19 protein-coding genes are annotated in these 19,012 nt (G+C 38.6%); 1 reads left to right on the top strand and 18 read right to left on the bottom strand.

Annotated elements, in window-relative coordinates; genetic code table 11:
* A partial coding sequence (locus tag BAQ44_RS00175) for an ATP-dependent Clp protease proteolytic subunit (protein ID WP_180998451.1) occupies positions 1-321 on the top strand: 321 nt, incomplete at its 5' end.
* Between the two features lie 398 nt (positions 322-719).
* On the opposite strand, the gene BAQ44_RS00165 is transcribed toward BAQ44_RS00175, so the two are convergent.
* The 18 genes from BAQ44_RS00165 to BAQ44_RS30730 form a co-directional block, all read right to left on the bottom strand.
* Entirely contained in the window at positions 720-968 is a 249-nt protein-coding gene (locus tag BAQ44_RS00165; RefSeq protein WP_000250306.1) for an HPr family phosphocarrier protein, read from the bottom strand.
* A 23-nt stretch (positions 969-991) separates the two neighbouring features.
* A complete protein-coding gene (whiA, locus tag BAQ44_RS00160) occupies positions 992-1,942 on the bottom strand; it encodes a DNA-binding protein WhiA (RefSeq protein ID WP_061679301.1) in 951 nt (316 codons plus the stop codon).
* An 89-nt stretch (positions 1,943-2,031) separates the two neighbouring features.
* A complete protein-coding gene (locus BAQ44_RS00155) occupies positions 2,032-2,985 on the bottom strand; it encodes a gluconeogenesis morphogenetic factor MgfK (RefSeq protein ID WP_000712183.1) in 954 nt (317 codons plus the stop codon).
* 3 nt (positions 2,986-2,988) lie between these two features.
* A complete protein-coding gene (gene rapZ, locus BAQ44_RS00150; RefSeq protein WP_000138462.1) occupies positions 2,989-3,870 on the bottom strand; it encodes an RNase adapter RapZ in 882 nt (293 codons plus the stop codon).
* A 20-nt stretch (positions 3,871-3,890) separates the two neighbouring features.
* A complete protein-coding gene (locus BAQ44_RS00145; protein ID WP_061679302.1) occupies positions 3,891-4,349 on the bottom strand; it encodes an NUDIX hydrolase in 459 nt (152 codons plus the stop codon).
* Between the two features lie 227 nt (positions 4,350-4,576).
* Complete coding sequence (locus tag BAQ44_RS00140; protein ID WP_000455196.1) at positions 4,577-5,383, bottom strand: DUF368 domain-containing protein; 807 nt, start codon at positions 5,381-5,383, stop codon at positions 4,577-4,579.
* 163 nt (positions 5,384-5,546) lie between these two features.
* Positions 5,547-6,503, bottom strand: a complete 957-nt coding sequence (trxB, locus tag BAQ44_RS00135; RefSeq protein WP_061679303.1) for a thioredoxin-disulfide reductase — start codon at positions 6,501-6,503, stop codon at positions 5,547-5,549.
* Between the two features lie 85 nt (positions 6,504-6,588).
* Positions 6,589-8,100, bottom strand: coding sequence for a tetratricopeptide repeat protein (locus tag BAQ44_RS00130; RefSeq protein WP_063259556.1), 1,512 nt, complete (start codon positions 8,098-8,100; stop codon positions 6,589-6,591).
* A gap of 145 nt (positions 8,101-8,245) precedes the next feature.
* Positions 8,246-8,752 (bottom strand): acyltransferase, encoded by a 507-nt coding sequence (locus BAQ44_RS00125; RefSeq protein WP_061679305.1) that lies wholly within the window; start codon positions 8,750-8,752, stop codon positions 8,246-8,248.
* Between the two features lie 33 nt (positions 8,753-8,785).
* The gene (gene ppaX, locus BAQ44_RS00120) at positions 8,786-9,436 is read right to left on the bottom strand and encodes a pyrophosphatase PpaX (protein WP_071720135.1); all 651 of its coding nucleotides are present in this window, start codon (positions 9,434-9,436) and stop codon (positions 8,786-8,788) included.
* Between the two features lie 67 nt (positions 9,437-9,503).
* Positions 9,504-10,316, bottom strand: coding sequence for a prolipoprotein diacylglyceryl transferase (gene lgt, locus BAQ44_RS00115; RefSeq protein WP_071720132.1), 813 nt, complete (start codon positions 10,314-10,316; stop codon positions 9,504-9,506).
* Between the two features lie 24 nt (positions 10,317-10,340).
* Positions 10,341-11,270, bottom strand: a complete 930-nt coding sequence (gene hprK / locus BAQ44_RS00110) for an HPr(Ser) kinase/phosphatase (protein WP_029440973.1) — start codon at positions 11,268-11,270, stop codon at positions 10,341-10,343.
* Between the two features lie 156 nt (positions 11,271-11,426).
* Complete coding sequence (locus BAQ44_RS00105) at positions 11,427-11,807, bottom strand: phage holin family protein (RefSeq protein WP_001267308.1); 381 nt, start codon at positions 11,805-11,807, stop codon at positions 11,427-11,429.
* A gap of 114 nt (positions 11,808-11,921) precedes the next feature.
* The gene (locus tag BAQ44_RS00100; RefSeq protein WP_071720130.1) at positions 11,922-12,371 is read right to left on the bottom strand and encodes a DUF4275 family protein; all 450 of its coding nucleotides are present in this window, start codon (positions 12,369-12,371) and stop codon (positions 11,922-11,924) included.
* A gap of 59 nt (positions 12,372-12,430) precedes the next feature.
* Positions 12,431-15,301, bottom strand: a complete 2,871-nt coding sequence (gene uvrA, locus BAQ44_RS00095; RefSeq protein ID WP_071720137.1) for an excinuclease ABC subunit UvrA — start codon at positions 15,299-15,301, stop codon at positions 12,431-12,433.
* A gap of 11 nt (positions 15,302-15,312) precedes the next feature.
* Positions 15,313-17,289 carry an excinuclease ABC subunit B gene (gene uvrB, locus BAQ44_RS00090; protein WP_061679311.1) on the bottom strand — a complete coding sequence of 659 codons (1,977 nt, stop codon included), beginning with the start codon at positions 17,287-17,289 and terminating at the stop codon, positions 15,313-15,315.
* Between the two features lie 151 nt (positions 17,290-17,440).
* Positions 17,441-17,863, bottom strand: coding sequence for a DUF4362 domain-containing protein (locus BAQ44_RS00085; protein ID WP_374702068.1), 423 nt, complete (start codon positions 17,861-17,863; stop codon positions 17,441-17,443).
* A 267-nt stretch (positions 17,864-18,130) separates the two neighbouring features.
* On the bottom strand, positions 18,131-19,012 hold an 882-nt coding region (locus tag BAQ44_RS30730), incomplete at its 5' end, for an LPXTG cell wall anchor domain-containing protein (protein WP_071720125.1).

The raw sequence follows: 19,012 nt of genomic DNA, 5'->3' as shown, positions 1-19,012 counted from the left end.
GTATCAACAATCTGTATCGGTATGGCTGCATCTATGGGTGCATTCTTACTTGCAGCAGGTGAAAAAGGTAAACGTTATGCACTTCCAAACAGTGAAGTAATGATTCACCAACCACTTGGTGGAGCACAAGGTCAAGCGACTGAAATCGAAATCGCTGCAAAACGTATCCTATTCTTACGTGAAAAACTAAACCAAATTCTTGCTGACCGCACAGGTCAACCACTTGAAGTACTACAACGCGACACAGACCGCGACAACTTCATGACAGCAGAAAAAGCTTTAGAATACGGTTTAATCGATAAGATCTTTACAAATCGTTAATAACTTAAAGCGGAAGCGGCTCGTTTAGAATCGCAGGGCGTTGGAGCCCCTGATTCCGAGGCGCTTTTTGCCTCGAATGAAGGGGCGAAACGACCGGAGATTCTAGCCGCTGGAGCTAGATACAACTTAAAGCGGAAGCGCCCTCTTACAGGGCGCTTTTTTTATGGTGAGGCCTCCGCACATGCATACCCCACCTAGTATCCACCTAAATATATCGGCGATTTTTCAATTATATCGACCGTAACTCCAATTATATCGGCGATTTTTTCAATATATCGACGATTCGACACAACTTATCGAATTACCGACAATCCTCGACAAGCGCGCGCCCCCTACATACCCCACCCCGCCCAAAAAACAACAAAACAAAAAAGCTATCGCACATGCGCGATAGCTTCTTATTGTACATATGCAGCTAATGCTTCTAAAGCTTCTTCTGCATCTGAACCTTCTGTTGTAATTGTTATCATGCTACCAGTTCCGATTGCTAAGCTCATAATCCCCATTATGCTCTTTGCATTCACTGTCTTTCCATCTTTCTCGATGAAGATATCCGCATGAAAGCGATTGGCCTCTTGTACAAACAACGCAGCCGGACGTGCTTGTAAACCGTTTTTTAATGAAACCTTAACTCGTTTTTGAACCACAGCTCCATTTCCCCTTTAACCTCTTATTTTTTCGCTACCGTTTCCCCTGCGCGTAATTTCTCTGCAATCTCATCGATTTTACGCAAACGATGATTAATACCCGATTTACTAATTTTCCCCCCGGATACCATCTCGCCTAACTCTTTCAATGTTACATCTTGATAATCTCTTCGTAATTGTGCAATTTCTCGTAGTTTATCTGGTAATATATCAAGACCAACCGTCTCATCAATATAACGGATATTTTCAATCTGTCTTAGCGCTGCACCAATTGTTTTATTTAAATTGGCTGTTTCGCAGTTTACTAAACGATTTACTGAATTACGCATATCGCGAACAATTCGAATGTCTTCAAATCTTAAAAGTGCATTATGAGCGCCTATAATATTTAAAAACTCCGTAATCTTTTCTGCTTCTTTCAAATACGTAATGTACCCTTTTCTTCTTTCCAACGTCTTACTATTTAAATCAAATCCGTTCATCAGTTCACATATAGCATCATTATGTTCCTTATATAACGAAAAGACTTCTAAATGATAAGATGATGTTTCTGGGTTATTTACTGAACCACCTGCTAAAAATGCACCGCGTAAATACGATCGTTTACAACATTTCTTATCAATCAATTCTTGTGATATATTTCGAATAAATGAAAAGTCGTCTCGAACAATATGAAGATCAGCTAATATTTCGCGAGACTTCTCAACAAGCCGCACAATATATACATTATTTTTCTTCAATCGCATTTTTTTACGAACAAGTAATTCTACCGTCACGTCATATCCTTTTTTCAAAAGCGTATAAATCCTTCTTGCAATTGCCGCATTCTCCGTTTGAATATCAATAGATAGACGACGATTTGAAAAAGAAAGCGATCCGTTCATTCGAAGTAACGCTGATAATTCTGCTTTCTCACAGCATTCCTTCATCTCAAGATTCGTCAACTCTTTCTTTGTTTCTGATGCAAATGACACAGTCAACACCTCCTTATACGATTACTTTGGAACAAAAATCTTGTCCTATATGAAAGGATGAGCGTTACCTCAAACGAGGCAACGCACATCTACAACAGTGAATATAAAATAGAAGCTAGTTTTAATGTATCGTGCCTTACAACACGATCATCATACTTCGCCAATTGATCTTGAATGACATCAATATTGCTCTCTGCAAAACGCTCTTCATCTACTACAACTGGTGCCGACATTTCTTCCTCATATAACTGACGTAATTCACAAGGAATATCACGGTTATTTACAATTGCAGTATCGATAAATGGTTTACCTAAATGATCATGTAACGCCTGCACATGGTCAAACGCAGTATATCCCATCGTTTCACCAGCTTGCGTCATCACATTACACACATATACCTTCTTTGCTTTTGCAGCAAGAACAGCGTCCCCAATTTTGTTAACAACTAAATTCGGTAATATACTCGTATACAAACTTCCTGGACCAAAAACAAGTAAATCAGCTCGTTTAATCTCAGCCAACGTTTCATGTAACGGCTCTACATCTTCTGGAGTTAAAAAGACGCGGTTAATCTTCTTTCCGTAATAAGGAATTTTTGATTCACCTGTTACAATTTCTCCATCTTCTAGTTCCGCATGAAGTACCGCACTTTGGTTCGCTGCTGGTAACACACGTCCTCTGACATTTAACACTTTACTCGTTTCCGTAATCGCATGGAAGAAGTCTCCTGTAATCGAGGTCATACCCGCCAATAATAAATTTCCTAACGCATGACCTTTCAGCCCGTCTCCCGTTGTGAAACGATGCTGAAATAAAGCTTCCACCAGCGGTTCTACATCTGATAACGCAACAAGTACGTTGCGAATGTCACCTGGGGGTGGAATTTCTAGCTCATCACGTAATCTACCTGAACTGCCACCATCATCAGCGATTGTAACAACTGCTGTAATATCAACTGGATATTGTTTTAATCCTCGTAATAAAACAGAGAGTCCAGTACCGCCTCCCATGATAACAATTTTAGGTTTTCTCTCTTTTTTCATCCCTTAATGGCCCTTTCTCTTCTCCACATCACGATGAGATACATGAACGCTATACTCTGGTTTCAAATGTTTCCCAAGGTATTCTGTAAGCGTAACAGAACGATGCTGTCCACCTGTACATCCAATTGCAATTACAAGTTGACTTTTGCCTTCTCTTTTATAATGAGGCAGCATGAAAGTAATAAGATCCGTCAATTTCTCTAAAAACTTATGTGTCTCATTAAATTTCAGCACATACGATGAAACTTCCTCATCTAGTCCTGTTAATGGCTTCATATGTGGAATGTAGTATGGATTTGGTAAAAAACGAACATCAAATACTAAATCTGCATCAATTGGAATACCGTACTTAAATCCAAATGACATAACATTTACACGAAATGCTTGCTCAGTTTCAGTTGAAAACAGATGAACAATTTTTTCACGTAATTCTTTCGGTTTTAAATCCGATGTATCCAGTACAATATTCGCTCGTGCCTTCATATCAGTTAATAAACTGCGCTCCATTTCGATTCCCTTTAACGGCAAACCAGTTGGTGCAAGTGGATGCGAACGTCTCGTTTCTTTATAACGAGTTACAAGCGTGCCATCTTTCGCATCTAAGAATAAAATATGAGGAATAATCCATGTACGTTCTGATAAATCATCAAGTGCTCCCCATAAATGTTCGAAAAACTCTCGGCCACGTAAATCAACGCCAAGTGCCACTTTATTCATTTTCCCTTTTGAATCCGCCATAAGCTCAATAAACTTTGGCAATAACATCGGTGGTAAATTATCTACACAGAAATATCCTAAATCTTCAAAACTTTGTAAAGCTACTGTCTTTCCAGCTCCAGACATTCCTGTAATAATTACCATTTTTATATCATTATTCTCTGTCATCGTATCCTCTCCTTGACGGTTTAACTCGGATCTAATCGATATGAAAGCAACTCAAAATCTGGGGTATATACAAATGTACCGTAGATTATGCCATTTCCTTTAATTAAATAATCAATAATGTGATAATCTCCTGGTGCCATTGCTAAATCATCAATTTTGTCAAATGTATGCCAACCAATGATGCCTTCTTCGCTCTCTAGTTTGTTTTCTCCTGCAAAATCTGTCGCTAAAAAGGAGAACATCATCCATTCAGAAACAACCTTATCACCTTCTTGGATGACAAAGGTGAAGACCCCTTTTAACGCTGGGTTCTTTAAATAAATACCTGTTTCTTCACGATACTCGCGAACAACGGAATCTCTTACTGTCTCACCACGCTCCATTTTCCCGCCTGGTGCAACCCACCAATTTCGGCGAGGTTTTTGGAGTAAGAGTACTTCATTATCTCTAACTAACACACAGTTTGTCACTCTTTGCATGTTTCTTCACCTCAGCTACTTGCAGTAAATTTCTCACTGCATACTCATTTCATTATACTATCAAAAACAGTTTGCTACAACGAAGGAGCCAGTCCCCTTTCGCTAAGCACTGCTACTCAACAATTTTAAAAAAGCTTTCTATAACAAGCAATGTAAATGCCTAGACTTTCAATGAATAGCATGAAAAATCCCCTTAACGATTTTTATCGCCAAGGGGATTAAAGTACTTATTTCTTACCGAAATAAGTAACAATCGCAAATCCTAAAATAAAGGTAATAATTGAACTGATAATCGAAAATCCTCCAGTTGGAATACCAGGGAACACAATTACAATTGAGCCGATAACAAGTCCAATAATTGCCGCAAATGTCATACTTTTATAACGATCTAACAAGAAACTAATTCCTTTACTACTTACAACAAACCCTACCATAACACCAGCACCGATAACTACGATTAAAGGTAAGTTCAGTGTAGTTAAAGCATTAATTGCTGTTGGATACACACCAATAATTAATAAAATAAATGATCCGCTAATTCCAGGAAGCAACATAGCCATACTAGCCATCCATCCTGCGAAAAATAAACCAATTGCATTTAAAATTGTTAACGTCGTAATTGGATCTGCTGCCTTATCCGGTTTAAAGAAAGCTGTGATCGCAACAAGAATTGCTGCAACGATTAGTAAAACAATGTGCTTACCCTTAAACGAAGACTTTGCATCAGCTTCTCTCATTAACATCGGTAATATACTAATAATTAAACCGAGGAAGAAAAATTGAGTCGGTTCATAATGATTTGCAAGTAAATATTTAATAACGTGGCTTAATGTTAAAAACGCTGCTGCCACACCAGCTGCAAGGGGAATTAAAAATCCTAAATGTTTTTTCCATTCACGACTAAAGAATCCACTAATTGCCGCAAGTAATTGTTCATAAATCCCTAACACAACAGCGATTGTACCGCCGCTCACACCAGGAATTAAATCACTAACGCCCATACAAAATCCACGATATATATTACGCCATTCCATACTGAATAAATTCCTCATTTCTTATAGTGATTTTTTCCGTAAAGTCCAGTATATCAATAAGAAAGCTTATAATCCTAATATTTTTTGACAAAACTTTGACATTTTCACAAAAAAAGAAGAAAGCTCCTATCGGTAGCTTTCTTCTCAAAAGGTATGTTATCCCTTATTTTTCTGATACAGTTTTTAGTTCTTCTAATAATTCTTCTACGTAATGTTGTGCACTTTGTGCTGCAATACTACCATCACCTGTTGCAGTTACAATTTGACGTAGCATTTTTTCACGAACATCACCAGCTGCGAAAATACCTGGAACTTTCGTTTCCATACGCTCGTTTGTTTCAAGGTAACCATTTTCATTTGTAATACCTAGTTCAACAAATGGTTTTGATAATGGTAACATACCGATGTATACGAATACACCGTCAGTTTTGACTTCTTTCTCTTCTCCACTGTTTACGTCTACAAGTGTTACGCTTCCTACTTTACCATTTGCATCGTTAATTTCTTTAATAGTGTGATTCCAAATGAAATCTACTTTCTCGTTTTGGAAAGCACGATCTTGTAAAATTTTCTGTGCACGAAGCGTGTCACGACGGTGAACAATTGTTACCTTCGATGCGAAGCGTGTTAAGAACACACCCTCTTCAACAGCAGAATCTCCGCCACCAATAACTACAAGTTCTTTTCCTTTAAAGAAAGCACCATCACATACTGCACAATATGATACACCGCGGCCGCCAAGTTCTGCTTCGCCTGGCACACCAATTTTTTTATACTCTGCACCGCTTGCAACGATAATTGCACGTGCTTTATATTCTTTTTTACCAGCAATAATTGTTTTGTATTCTTTACCATCGATGACTGCTTTCACATCACCGTATGCATATTCAGCACCAAATTTCTTCGCATGCTCGAACATTTTATTTGATAAGTCTGGTCCTAAAATAGACTCATAACCTGGGTAGTTTTCTACATCTTCTGTGTTTGCCATTTGCCCACCTGGAATACCACGCTCAAGCATTAATGTGCTTAAATTCGCACGAGATGTATATACTGCAGCTGTCATACCAGCTGGTCCTGCACCAATAATAATGACATCATAAATTTTTTCTTCTGACACACTATTCACTCCTATTCATTCCTACACAATTAAGTTACCCTCATTATACTGTTAGCATCATTTTTTTCCCAATGATTTGCTTACATTATGTGTGCGTACGCTTAACAGCCTGCACATACTTTCGAACAGTCGCTACAGATACATTATATACATCTCCAAGCTCCGACTGTGTCATCTTATTTCCTTGTTCGCTGCGTACGATATATTCAACCGCAGCTGACCATCCGTATACATTTGTGAAAACTGCCCCAGATGTATATAAACGTATGAACGTACAGAACCAAAATTGTAAACACTCTTCGATTAATTCATCATCTTTTTTCGTATAATTATATAAAGCATCCGCAATTCGCGCACACTGTTCAAATTGCTGTAAATCAGCCGGAATGCTCTTATGGCTATTGAGTAAAAAGAAATACTTTGCAAGTTGCGATACGATTGGAACACCGTTCTTCGCCTGCGTTACATCAAAGAAGAATCCCACCTTCTCTGGCGTGGACAATTCATTCATTAAATATAAAGCTAGCATTTGTTCCTCTAGCGTCCCACTTTGCTGAAATGATTTTCGTAATTCTTCAAATAATACGTTTTGTCCTTCATCTGCTAAATTCAGCGCATTCCACGGCTCTTTTCCCTTTTTATCAGGGTGCAATTCTACAACATGTTGCCACATTTTTTCAGCTACTTGCTGATCTTTCACCATATAAGCAGAATATGCAAACCAATAATAAAAACTAACGTCTCCCTCGTATCCTTGACGCTTTAATACTTTGAACCATTTATATGCAGGCTCAAAATGACCAATTGTTGCAAGTGTCGTTCCAAGTTTCAAACGATGCTCGAACGAAATTGGATATACCGAAACTAACTGAGCAGCCAACGCTTCTACTTGTTTATGCTCTCCAATTGAATATAGAAAAATAAGCGTGTTACAAAGCGCATGTATATTACCAGGATTTTTCTCTAAAATCATTTCCGTTAACTTCAGCGCCTTATCTACATTACCAGATTGAAAATGTGCAATGGCTAAATTATTATGACCCGACCAAAATTCCGGATAATCTTTCGTAACAATTTCTAATGTAGCAATTGCTTCTTCCAATTGTCCGTTACGAATATAACGATTCGCTTCTTCCTGCATAACAATTAAATCATCTTCATCCTCAATCTCTTCCGCACCCATCGCTTCTTCTTCCATAATCTCAAGTAATTCTAATGTATCTTCTACAAATTCCTTCTCTTCTGCAACTTCTAAATAGCGATCCGCATACTTTTTCGCCTGCTGAAATAGCCCCATATATGCATAATTATTTGCAATAAAATAATAGCACTGTTCAAGTTCTGGATTAGATCTAACAAGCTTAAAGAAGATTTGATTCGACTCTTGATATTCACCAGCCTCAGATAATACTGTTGCTAATTGGCATAAAATAAACGGCTCCTTCTCACTTTGTGCCGCTCTTCGAAAATATTTAATTGCATCTTGCAATTTTTGCCCTTTGTAAGCCCTCATCCCTTTTTTATAAAAGAAGTCCGCTAATTGATTAAAAGAGATAACTTGTCCGTTCTCCTTATATATTCCTTGATTTTTCCCCATATATCCTCCAGTTTTTTGTTTTCTTCGTTCACACATTCTTCTATCTATAAGTATAAACGATTCCGTAAAAAACAAAACAGTATATTATACTCAATTATTTCCTTTTTATTCATTAAAAAAGAAGAGAAATGTTACATTTTTGCTATCAACCTTCTCTAGCATCCATTTCTTCTTTCGTATAAATAACACGCATTGGATTTCCACCCACGAAAGCACCACTTGGGACATCTCTATGAACAAGTGTGCCAGCTGAAATAATCGCGCCATCCCCAATTTTTACACCTGGTAATATAGTCGTATTCGCTCCAATCATCACTTCATTTCCTATGATGATCTCTCCAAGTCGATATTCACGAATTAAATATTCATGTGCTAAAAGCGTTGTGTTATAGCCGACAATCGAATTCTCTCCCACAGTTATCTTTTCTGGGAACATAATGTCCGGCATTACCATAAGCGCAAATGATGTTTTCTTTCCGACTTTCATCCGTAAGAATGTGCGGTACAACCAATTCTTAACGGATAAAAATGGCGTGTAACGTGCAATTTGGATAATAATAAAGTTCTTCATTACCTTCCAAAAGGACACTGTTTTATACACATTCCATAATGAATTCTCTCCCGAAACAGGATAGCGCGTTGTCCGTCGCACTTAGCTCGCTCCCCTACTAACTTACTTGGACCTTTATGACCGGTTGATATTAGATAAAATCGGTAGCAAATCACTCATTTTATCTAGCATAAAGTCCGGCTTGTAAGACTCTAAATACGCTCTACCTTTCAACGTCCATGAAACAGCAGCCGTTTTCGTACCAGCATTTTGTCCGCCAACAATATCATGGTGGTTATCACCAACCATCAATGCTTCTTCCGGTTTCGCATCTAATAACTCAAGCGCTTTTTGAAGTGGCTCTGGATGTGGTTTCACATGCTCTACATCATCAATTGTCACGACAACATCAAAAAATTCATCAAGCTTTGACAGCTTTAATCCCATTTCAACTGTTTGTCTCGCTTTCGTTGTAACAATACCAACTTTATAGCCTTGCTTCTTCAACTCTTGAACTGTTTCATATACAGTTTCATATTCTTCCACTAATTCATCGTGATGCTCATGGTTAAATTGACGATAACATGTAATCATCTCTTCAACCTTGTTCTCATCAATCTTGCTGAAAGTATCATGTAAAGATGGACCAATGAATGGCAATACATCTTCACGCTTATATTGATTTGGATAATATGTATGTAACGTATGTAAAAAAGAAGAAATAATAAGTTCGTTTGTATTAATTAACGTTCCATCTAAATCAAATAACACTGTATTTATTCTCATTGCCTTAGTCCCTTCTCTTTCCTGAATATGAAAGAAGCAGCATCTCATAATAAGATGCTACTTTTCTCTAATTTTCCGAATATCTTTTATCAGCTTGCCCCATTTTTCGTCTCACAATAATGAAAATAATAGAAATAACAACAAGTCCAATTGACATTACTTGTGCGATACGAAGTGGTCCTAGCATTAAACTATCTGTACGTAAGCCTTCTACGAAGAAGCGCCCTACTGAATACCAAATTAAATATGTGAAGAATAATTCCCCGCGTCGTAAATTCACTTTTCGTAATGCAAGTAATAAAACGACACCTGCAAAATTCCATAGTGATTCATATAAAAACGTTGGGTGATAGTACACACCTTCAATATACATTTGATTAATAATGAAATCCGGTAAATGAAGACCCTCTAAAAACTGTCTCGTTACTTCATCACCATGTGCCTCTTGGTTCATAAAGTTTCCCCATCGGCCAATTGCTTGTCCTAGTAAAATACTTGGCGCAGCAATATCAGCCAACTTCCAGAATGAAACCCCGCGGCGTTTCGCAAAAAGAATCCCTGTAATAACAGCCCCGATTAAACCACCATGAATCGCCAAGCCACCTTGACGAATATTAATAATTTGACTCGGGTTTTGCGCGTAATATTCCCATTCAAAAATAACGTAGTACATTCTCGCAAATAGAATAGCGATCGGTACTGCAATTAATACAAGGTCAACAAATGTATCTTTTGGAATACCTAGCCTTTCTCCCTCGCGAGTTGCTAGCCAAAGACCTAGTAGCACACCTGTACCGATAATAATCCCGTACCAATAAACAGGAAACGGTCCAAGTTGGATCGCTACGCGGTCAAGCTGTGGTACAGAACCTAACAGCATATGTATGACCTCCCTCTCCAAAGTTTACTCCTGATTTCCTAACTCAATCGCACTCATTAATCGTTCAGAGAACTGTTGTGCTGCATTGACTCCCATACGTTTCAAACGGAAGTTCATCGCTGCTACTTCAATAATAACAGCCAAGTTTCGACCAGGACGAACTGGAAGTGTAATCTTCGTAAGTTCTGTATCAATAATCTTCATCTTCTCTTCATCAAGACCTAAGCGATCGTAATTTTTCTTTTGATCCCAAATTTCAAGATTAATAACAAGTGTAATACGCTTATAATTTCGCACTGCCCCTGCACCGAATAACGTCATAACGTTAATGATACCTAGACCACGAATTTCTAATAAATGCTCAATTAAATCTGGTGAGCTTCCTACTAATGTGTCTTCATCTTCTTGGCGAATTTCTACGCTATCATCCGCAACAAGACGGTGACCACGTTTCACAAGCTCAAGAGCTGTCTCACTTTTACCGACACCACTTTGACCTGTAATTAAAACACCAACACCATAAATATCTACTAACACACCATGTACAGCTGTTGTTGGTGCTAACTTACCTTCTAAATAATTTGTTAAACGACTTGATAATCTTGTTGTCGTTTGAGAAGAACGTAATAAAGGCATACCCGATTCACGTGACGCTTGCAGTAACTCATCTGGTACATCTTGATTACGAGTTATAATAATACACGGCGTCTCCTCAGTACAAAGCGCTTTCATTCTCTCTTGTTTTTGCTCTGACGTTAACGTGTCAAAGAACGTAAGCTCCGTTTTACCAAGAAGCTGTACGCGATCAGCTGGATAATATGTGAAAAATCCTGCCATTTCAATTCCAGGTCGCGATAAATCACTTGTATCAATCGGACGATGAATTCCTTCTTCACCACTTATTAACTCCAATTGAAATTGTTCAATTAAATCTTTTGTCCTTACTTTCGGCATATGTATAAACCTCCACTCCGCTGCGGGTTCAGTCTCATTTGATGTAAAATTCCATTCTACCGGATATTGTACCATTTTTTTCTGGAAACAAGAAATACGGTTTCTAATAAATAGAAAAAAACATTTCATACACATCATGAAATGTTTTTCTTTTTGTCATTTTCTCTTTTTTTCGTATAGTGGTTCCACAATTGCCTTTTCAATAATCATATTAAAAATTGAAATACAAATTGCCGCTACAATTGCTACACCGAATCCTGATATATTAAATGCATCTCCTAATAATGAATCTGCTATTTTTAACGTAATCGCATTAATAACAATTAAGAAGAACCCGAAAGTTACAACAGTAATCGGTAGCGTAATTAAAATTAAAAACGGTTTTACGAACACATTTAAAACGGCCAAGATAATACTCGCTATAATTGCAGTTTGTATATTTGCTACATAAAACGCGTCTGGCGCAATCCCTTTTAAAAGTCCCGATACAGCGATTAACACAACGCTATTTACAAGAAGTGATACAATCCATCTCATTTTCTTACACATCCTTTTGACATATATATTTCATCATACGCTAATAGATAATAAACGCAAGTATCACACAAATACTTATATCAACTTATTCTATTCACCATGCTTGTATACCTACTAACATTTCCTCGTAAAATAAGGGCCACACCATCTATGTTCATGAGTTTTTACAAAGGTCCAAGTGAACGCTTTGTCTACGACATAGATATCCCCTTTATACATATCGTCCCTCTCACACAATATATCATCCATATGTAATAAACTCGCATCTTTTATTAGCAGTACATCATCACAATGTTGATAGAATATATAGCACTCCTTTTTCGCTTCGTTATGAAACGCGTTCTCCGCTTCTTCACCCTCTATACACTTCTTTTTCTCATAACTAAATACGTGCCAAAGATACCCACATGCATACTTATCTCCATACAGGAAAATGTCTTCTTTTTCCTCATCACTTAAATGGTTTGCAAAATGATCCTCCCAGCGCTTACGAAAATATACACCCCAACTTTGAAACTCTCTTACCTTCATGTTTTTCTTTCTTAAAACATCTGTAAACTCCATTTTCTCCCCCTATGAACGAAAAACCGAGTGGAAATGCCACTCGGTTTTTCGTAATACACTTATTGCGATAACTCTACTTCTTTTATTCTCTCTTTCATTCTTGCTTTATCACGATCTAAAATCTCTTTTAAATACTTACCTGTATACGAGCGCTCTTCTTTCACCACTTGCTCTGGCGTTCCGGAAGCAACGATTTGTCCACCCTTGTCTCCGCCTTCTGGTCCAAGGTCAACGATATAATCAGCTGTTTTAATTACATCTAAATTATGTTCAATTACAAGTACGGTTTCACCGCTCTCAACAAGACGTTGCAGAACTTCTAGAAGACGCGCGATATCATGTGCATGTAAACCAGTCGTTGGCTCATCTAAAATATATAACGTACGCCCAGTCGAACGACGGTGTAATTCAGAAGCTAGCTTCACGCGCTGCGCTTCACCACCAGATAACGTCGTAGCTGGCTGCCCTAATTTCATATAACCAAGCCCAACATCTACAAGCGTTTGAAGTTTACGCTTAATTTTCGGGATATTAGCGAAGAACTCTACCCCGTCTTCAATAGTCATCCCTAACACTTCAGAAATGTTTTTATCTTTATATTTCACTTCTAACGTCTCGCGGTTATAACGTTTACCGTGACAAACTTCACACGGAACGTATACGTCTGGTAAGAAGTGCATTTCGATTTTAATAATTCCATCACCACGGCACGCTTCACAACGTCCACCTTTTACATTAAAGCTGAAACGCCCTTTTTGATATCCGCGCACTTTCGCTTCATTCGTTTGCGCAAACACATCACGAATATCATCGAATACACCTGTATACGTCGCTGGATTAGAACGTGGTGTACGCCCGATTGGCGATTGATCAATGTCAATTACTTTATCTAAATGCTCAAGACCTTTAATTTCTTTATGAGTACCTGGCTTCGCCTTCGCTTTATATAATTTTTGCGCTAACGATTTATATAGTACCTCATTAATCATCGTACTTTTACCTGATCCAGATACACCGGTTACCGCTACAAACGTACCAAGTGGGAATGACATCTTCGCATTCTTTAAGTTATTCTCTTTGGCACCGACAATTTCCACTTTTCTTCCGTCACCTTTACGTCTTTCAAGTGGAACCGGAATAAACTCTTTACCACTTAAATACTTACCTGTTAGCGAATTATCATCTTGCATCACTTCAGCTGGTGTACCTGCTGACACAACTTGACCACCGTGAATACCTGCACCAGGTCCGATATCAAGTAAATAATCAGCAGCCATCATCGTGTCTTCATCATGCTCAACGACAATTAACGTATTTCCTAAATCGCGCATTTCTTGCAATGTGCGAATAAGACGATCGTTATCACGCTGGTGCAAACCGATAGAAGGCTCATCAAGAATGTAAAGTACGCCAGTCAGACGAGAACCGATTTGTGTCGCTAAACGTATACGCTGTGCCTCACCACCTGATAAAGTTCCTGCGGCACGACTTAACGTTAAATAATCTAAACCGACGTTCACTAAGAATCCAACACGCTCTTGGATTTCTCTTAAAATTAAATGAGCAATTTTTTGTTGCTTCTCCGTTAGCTCCACATTTGAGAAGAATTCCTGTACTTCTTGAACAGAATACTTCGTTACATCAGCAATCGTTTTATCACCAACGAAAACAGCTAAACTCTCAGGCTTTAAGCGTCCACCTTTACACTTTGGACAAGCTTGCTCTGCCATATACTTTTCCATTTGCTCACGAATATAATCAGAACTCGTTTCACGATAACGACGTTCAATATTCGGAATAACACCTTCAAATAAAATCTCATTTTCCTTTACTTGACCAAATTCATTTACATAACGGAAATAAACTTTCTCTTCTCCGCTTCCGTACAACACTTTATCAAATAAATCTTTCGGTATATCTTTTACAGGCATATCCATATCAACGCCGTAATGATTACATACAGATTGTAAAAGCTGTGGGTAATATTGTGAGCTTGTCGGTTCCCAAGGCGCAATCGCATGTTCATTTAACGATAAATCCCAGTTCGGAATAACAAGTTCTAAATCTACCTCTAACTTTGAACCAAGTCCATCACAAGAAGGACATGCCCCGAATGGACTGTTGAATGAGAACATACGCGGCTCTAATTCTCCGATTGAAAAACCACAATGTGGGCAAGCATGATGTTCACTAAATAGAAGTTCCTCTTCTCCCATTACATCAATTAACACTCGTCCCCCGCCAAGTCTTAATGCACTTTCAAGAGAATCCGCAAGACGGCTTGCGATTCCTTCTTTTACAACAATACGATCAATTACAACTTCAATAGAATGCTTCTTATTTTTATCTAACGCAATATCTTCAGATACATCAAGCATTTCACCATCAACACGTACACGAACATATCCTTGCTTCTTAATGTCTTCAAGCACTTTCACATGCGCACCTTTACGCCCAGAAACAATAGGAGCTAACACTTGTAATTTCGTACGTTCAGGATATTCAAGTACACGGTCTACCATCTGCTCTACTGTTTGTGATGTAATTTCAATACCATGATTCGGACAAATCGGCGTACCAATTCGTGCGAATAGTAGACGTAAATAATCATAAATCTCCGTTACCGTTCCGACAGTTGAACGGGGATTACGACTCGTTGTTTTTTGATCGATTGAAATCGCTGGTGACAATCCTTCAATCGTATCTACATCCGGCTTATCCATTTGTCCTAAAAACTGGCGCGCATACGCAGATAACGATTCTACGTATCTGCGTTGCCCTTCTGCATAAATCGTATCAAATGCTAATGATGATTTCCCTGAACCAGACAATCCCGTCACAACAACAAGCTGATTTCTCGGAATGGTTACATCAATATTTTTTAAGTTATGTGCTCTAGCACCTTTTACAACAATAAAATCCTTGCTCACGCTCACTCTGTTCACCCTTCCGCTTTTAATTCTAATAGTAAATCTCTTAATTCAGCTGCACGCTCGAAATCTAACGCTTTTGCTGCTTCTTTCATCTCTGCTTCCATCTTCGCAATTGTTTTTTCACGCTCTTTTTTCGTCATCTTCTTAGCTGGCGCTGCTTCATATGTTTCTGGTTCTTCAGCAGCTGTCGTTGCACGGATAACATCACGCACGCCTTTTTGAATCGTTTTCGGCGTAATACCATGCTCTTTATTGTAAGCTTCTTGTATCGTACGACGACGCTGCGTTTCTTCAATCGCAATTCCCATCGACCTTGTTATACGATCTGCGTACATAATTACGCGGCCGTTTTCATTACGTGCCGCACGACCAATTGTTTGAATCAATGAACGCTCTGAACGCAAGAATCCTTCCTTATCAGCATCTAAAATAGCTACAAGTGATACTTCTGGAATATCTAATCCTTCTCGTAATAAGTTAATACCAACAAGTACATCAAACTTACCAAGGCGAAGGTCACGAATAATTTCAATACGTTCTAACGTTTTAATTTCAGAGTGAAGATAGTTCACTTTAATTCCTACATCTTTTAAGTAATCCGTTAAATCCTCTGACATCTTCTTCGTTAAAGTCGTAATTAATACACGTTCATTTTTTGCAATGCGATCTTGAATTTCTCCTAATAAATCATCAATTTGTCCTTCAATTGGTCGTATATCAATTGGTGGATCTAAAAGTCCTGTTGGACGAATAATTTGTTCTATTACTTCTGGTGACTGCTCTAACTCGTACGGTCCTGGCGTTGCCGAAACGTAAATAACTTGATTCGTTTTCTCTTCAAACTCATCAAACGTAAGCGGTCTATTATCTAAAGCTGATGGCAAACGGAATCCATGATCCACAAGTACTTGCTTACGTGCTTGGTCCCCGTTATACATCGCTCTTACTTGTGGTACGGATACGTGTGACTCATCCATAACAATTAAGAAATCTTCTGGGAAATAGTCTAATAACGTATACGGCGTTGCGCCCGCTGGACGAAGTGTTAAATGACGGGAATAGTTTTCAATCCCTGAACAAAATCCCATCTCGCGCATCATTTCTAAATCATAACGTGTACGTTGCTCTATACGCTGTGCTTCTAGCAGCTTGCCATTATCATTTAATTCCTTTAAACGCTCTTCTAATTCTTTTTCGATATTTTCAATAGCGACTTTCATCTTTTCTTCACGTGTAACGAAGTGAGATGCTGGGAAGATTGCTACATGATCACGTTCTGCTAATACTTCACCTGTTAACGCATTTACTTCGCGAATGCGATCAATTTCATCGCCGAAAAACTCAATTCGAATACAATGCTCATCAAGTGATGCTGGGAAGATTTCAACTACATCTCCGCGCACACGGAATGTACCACGCTTGAAATCAATGTCATTACGTCCATACTGCACATCAACAAGCTCACGAAGCAATTGATTGCGGTCCTTTTCCATACCAACTCGAAGTGAAACAACTAACTCACGGTATTCTTCTGGGGAACCTAAACCATATATACACGAAACACTCGCAACAATAATTACATCATCCCGTTCAAATAGTGCAGATGTTGCTGAGTGACGCAATTTATCAATTTCATCATTAATCTGCGCATCTTTTTCAATGAACGTATCTGTTTGCGGTACATACGCTTCTGGCTGATAATAATCGTAATAACTAACAAAATATTCAACTGCATTATTCGGAAAGAAATCTTTCAGCTCACTATATAACTGTCCTGCTAACGTTTTATTATGAGCCATGACAAGTGTTGGCTTCTGCACTTCTTTAATGACATTTGAAATCGTAAATGTCTTACCCGTTCCTGTCGCTCCAAGCAACACTTGCTTTTTCTTTCCACTATTAATTCCCTCTACAAGCTTCTCTATAGCTACCGGCTGATCACCTTGCGGGGAATACGCTGAAATAATTTCAAATTGATGTTCCAAGTATAATCCGACCTCCTCATAAAAATCTGTATTATTATTTTACCACGAACGCCCATAAAAAACCTAAAAAAACGAACAGATATTCGGTAAAATTTTCGACAATATATACATAGAAAAAGGAAGGAGTCAAAACTTCCTTCCTCTACTAACTCTATTTTTCAGGTACATATAATAAATCATATCCATTGCGCCCATTTTCATTCACACAGTCTATTAACCTATAAGCCGTTTGTAATTCACGCTGCTCTTTAACAATCCTTTTACAGCTATCTTCATCTATATCTGTATGATTACCAGCAAATCGATCTTTCCTATTATCTAACCTATGAATTATATCTGTTCCACTATACTCTAACGTTTGAAAAATCGGATCACCTTCATGTGTATAATGTACAATTCTTATTTTATCAACTTCCCCTTGTTCCACATTCAAAACAAACTTTTCAAATCTATCTAGATTAGAAATTCCTGCTGCCTTTACAATGACATCATTCTTCTTATCAATTGTAATGTTATGTTGTGAGCATGCTACTAATATAATCAAAAAGCTACATAAACACCCCCACTTTTTCATAAGCATTCCTCTCCTAATCATTTAATGAATATACTCTTCTCTCAACTTATAGCAAATCCTTTTCACAAATAAAAAAATAGCCGCCAGAGTTTCCTCTAACGACCATTGTTCACTTTATCCCGCTTTAATGGGCAGTAAGACCCCCACCTCAAAATTCAGCGAAAGCAAAGAATTTAAGTGGGGGATCAACTGCCCATAAAAGTCCGATTGGTGAGGGCTGATAATCAGTGGGGGATGAAGAAAACCCCCACTGATTAAAGTTTCACTTTATTTCTTTCTTCTAAAGAATGCTACTACTCCTGAAAGAAGGACTAGTAAAGAACCAACTAACGGATACGCAGATGCGCTTGCTCCTGTTTGTGGTAACTCTTTTGCAGAGTTCGTTCCATTACCTTTACTACTTTCATTATTCGCATTACCTTGACCACCATTATTGCCTTGATTGTTTATATTGTCTTTATTCAAGTTAGTTGTAGTTTGATCGTCCTTGCCAACTTGATCATCTTTGCTGTTTTGATCGTCTTTGCCATTCTGATCGTCTTTGCCGTTTTGATCGTCCTTGCCACCTTGGTCATCCTTGCCGCCTTGGTCGTCTTTACCGTTTTGATCGTCTTTGCCACCTCGGTCGTCTTTTCCGCCTTGGTCGTCTTGACCATCCTTGCCATCTTGGCCATCCTTACCGTCTTGGCCATCCTTGCCATCTTGGCCATCCTTACCGTCTTGGCCATCCTTACCGTCTTTTCCATCTTGGCCGTCCTTACCATCTTGACCATCCTTGCCGTCTTGGCCATCTTTTCCGTCTTGGCCGTCCTTACCATCTTGGCCACCCTTACCGTCTTGGCCGTCTTTTCCGTCTTTTCCGTCTTTTCCGTCTTGACCATCCTTACCATCTTTTCCGTCTTGGCCATCCTTACCATCTTGACCGTCCTTGCCATCTTTGCTGCCTTGGTCGTCTTTGCCACCTTGGTCATCCTTGCCGCCTTGGTCATCCTTGCCGCCTTGGTCATCCTTGCCGCCTTGGTCATCCTTGCCGCCTTGGTCGTCTTTCACTTTCACTGTTACTTCTTTTTCAATAATTGTATTTCCATCTTTATCTTTCACAGTGACTTTTCCTTTTCCGTTCTCTTCATCCACTGTGATTTCTACTTT

The organism is Bacillus mobilis (assembly GCF_001884045.1).
Lineage (GTDB): Bacteria > Bacillota > Bacilli > Bacillales > Bacillaceae_G > Bacillus_A > Bacillus_A mobilis.
Note: the sequence above shows the minus strand (reverse complement) of the source record. Positions and strands in the feature narration are given on the sequence as shown.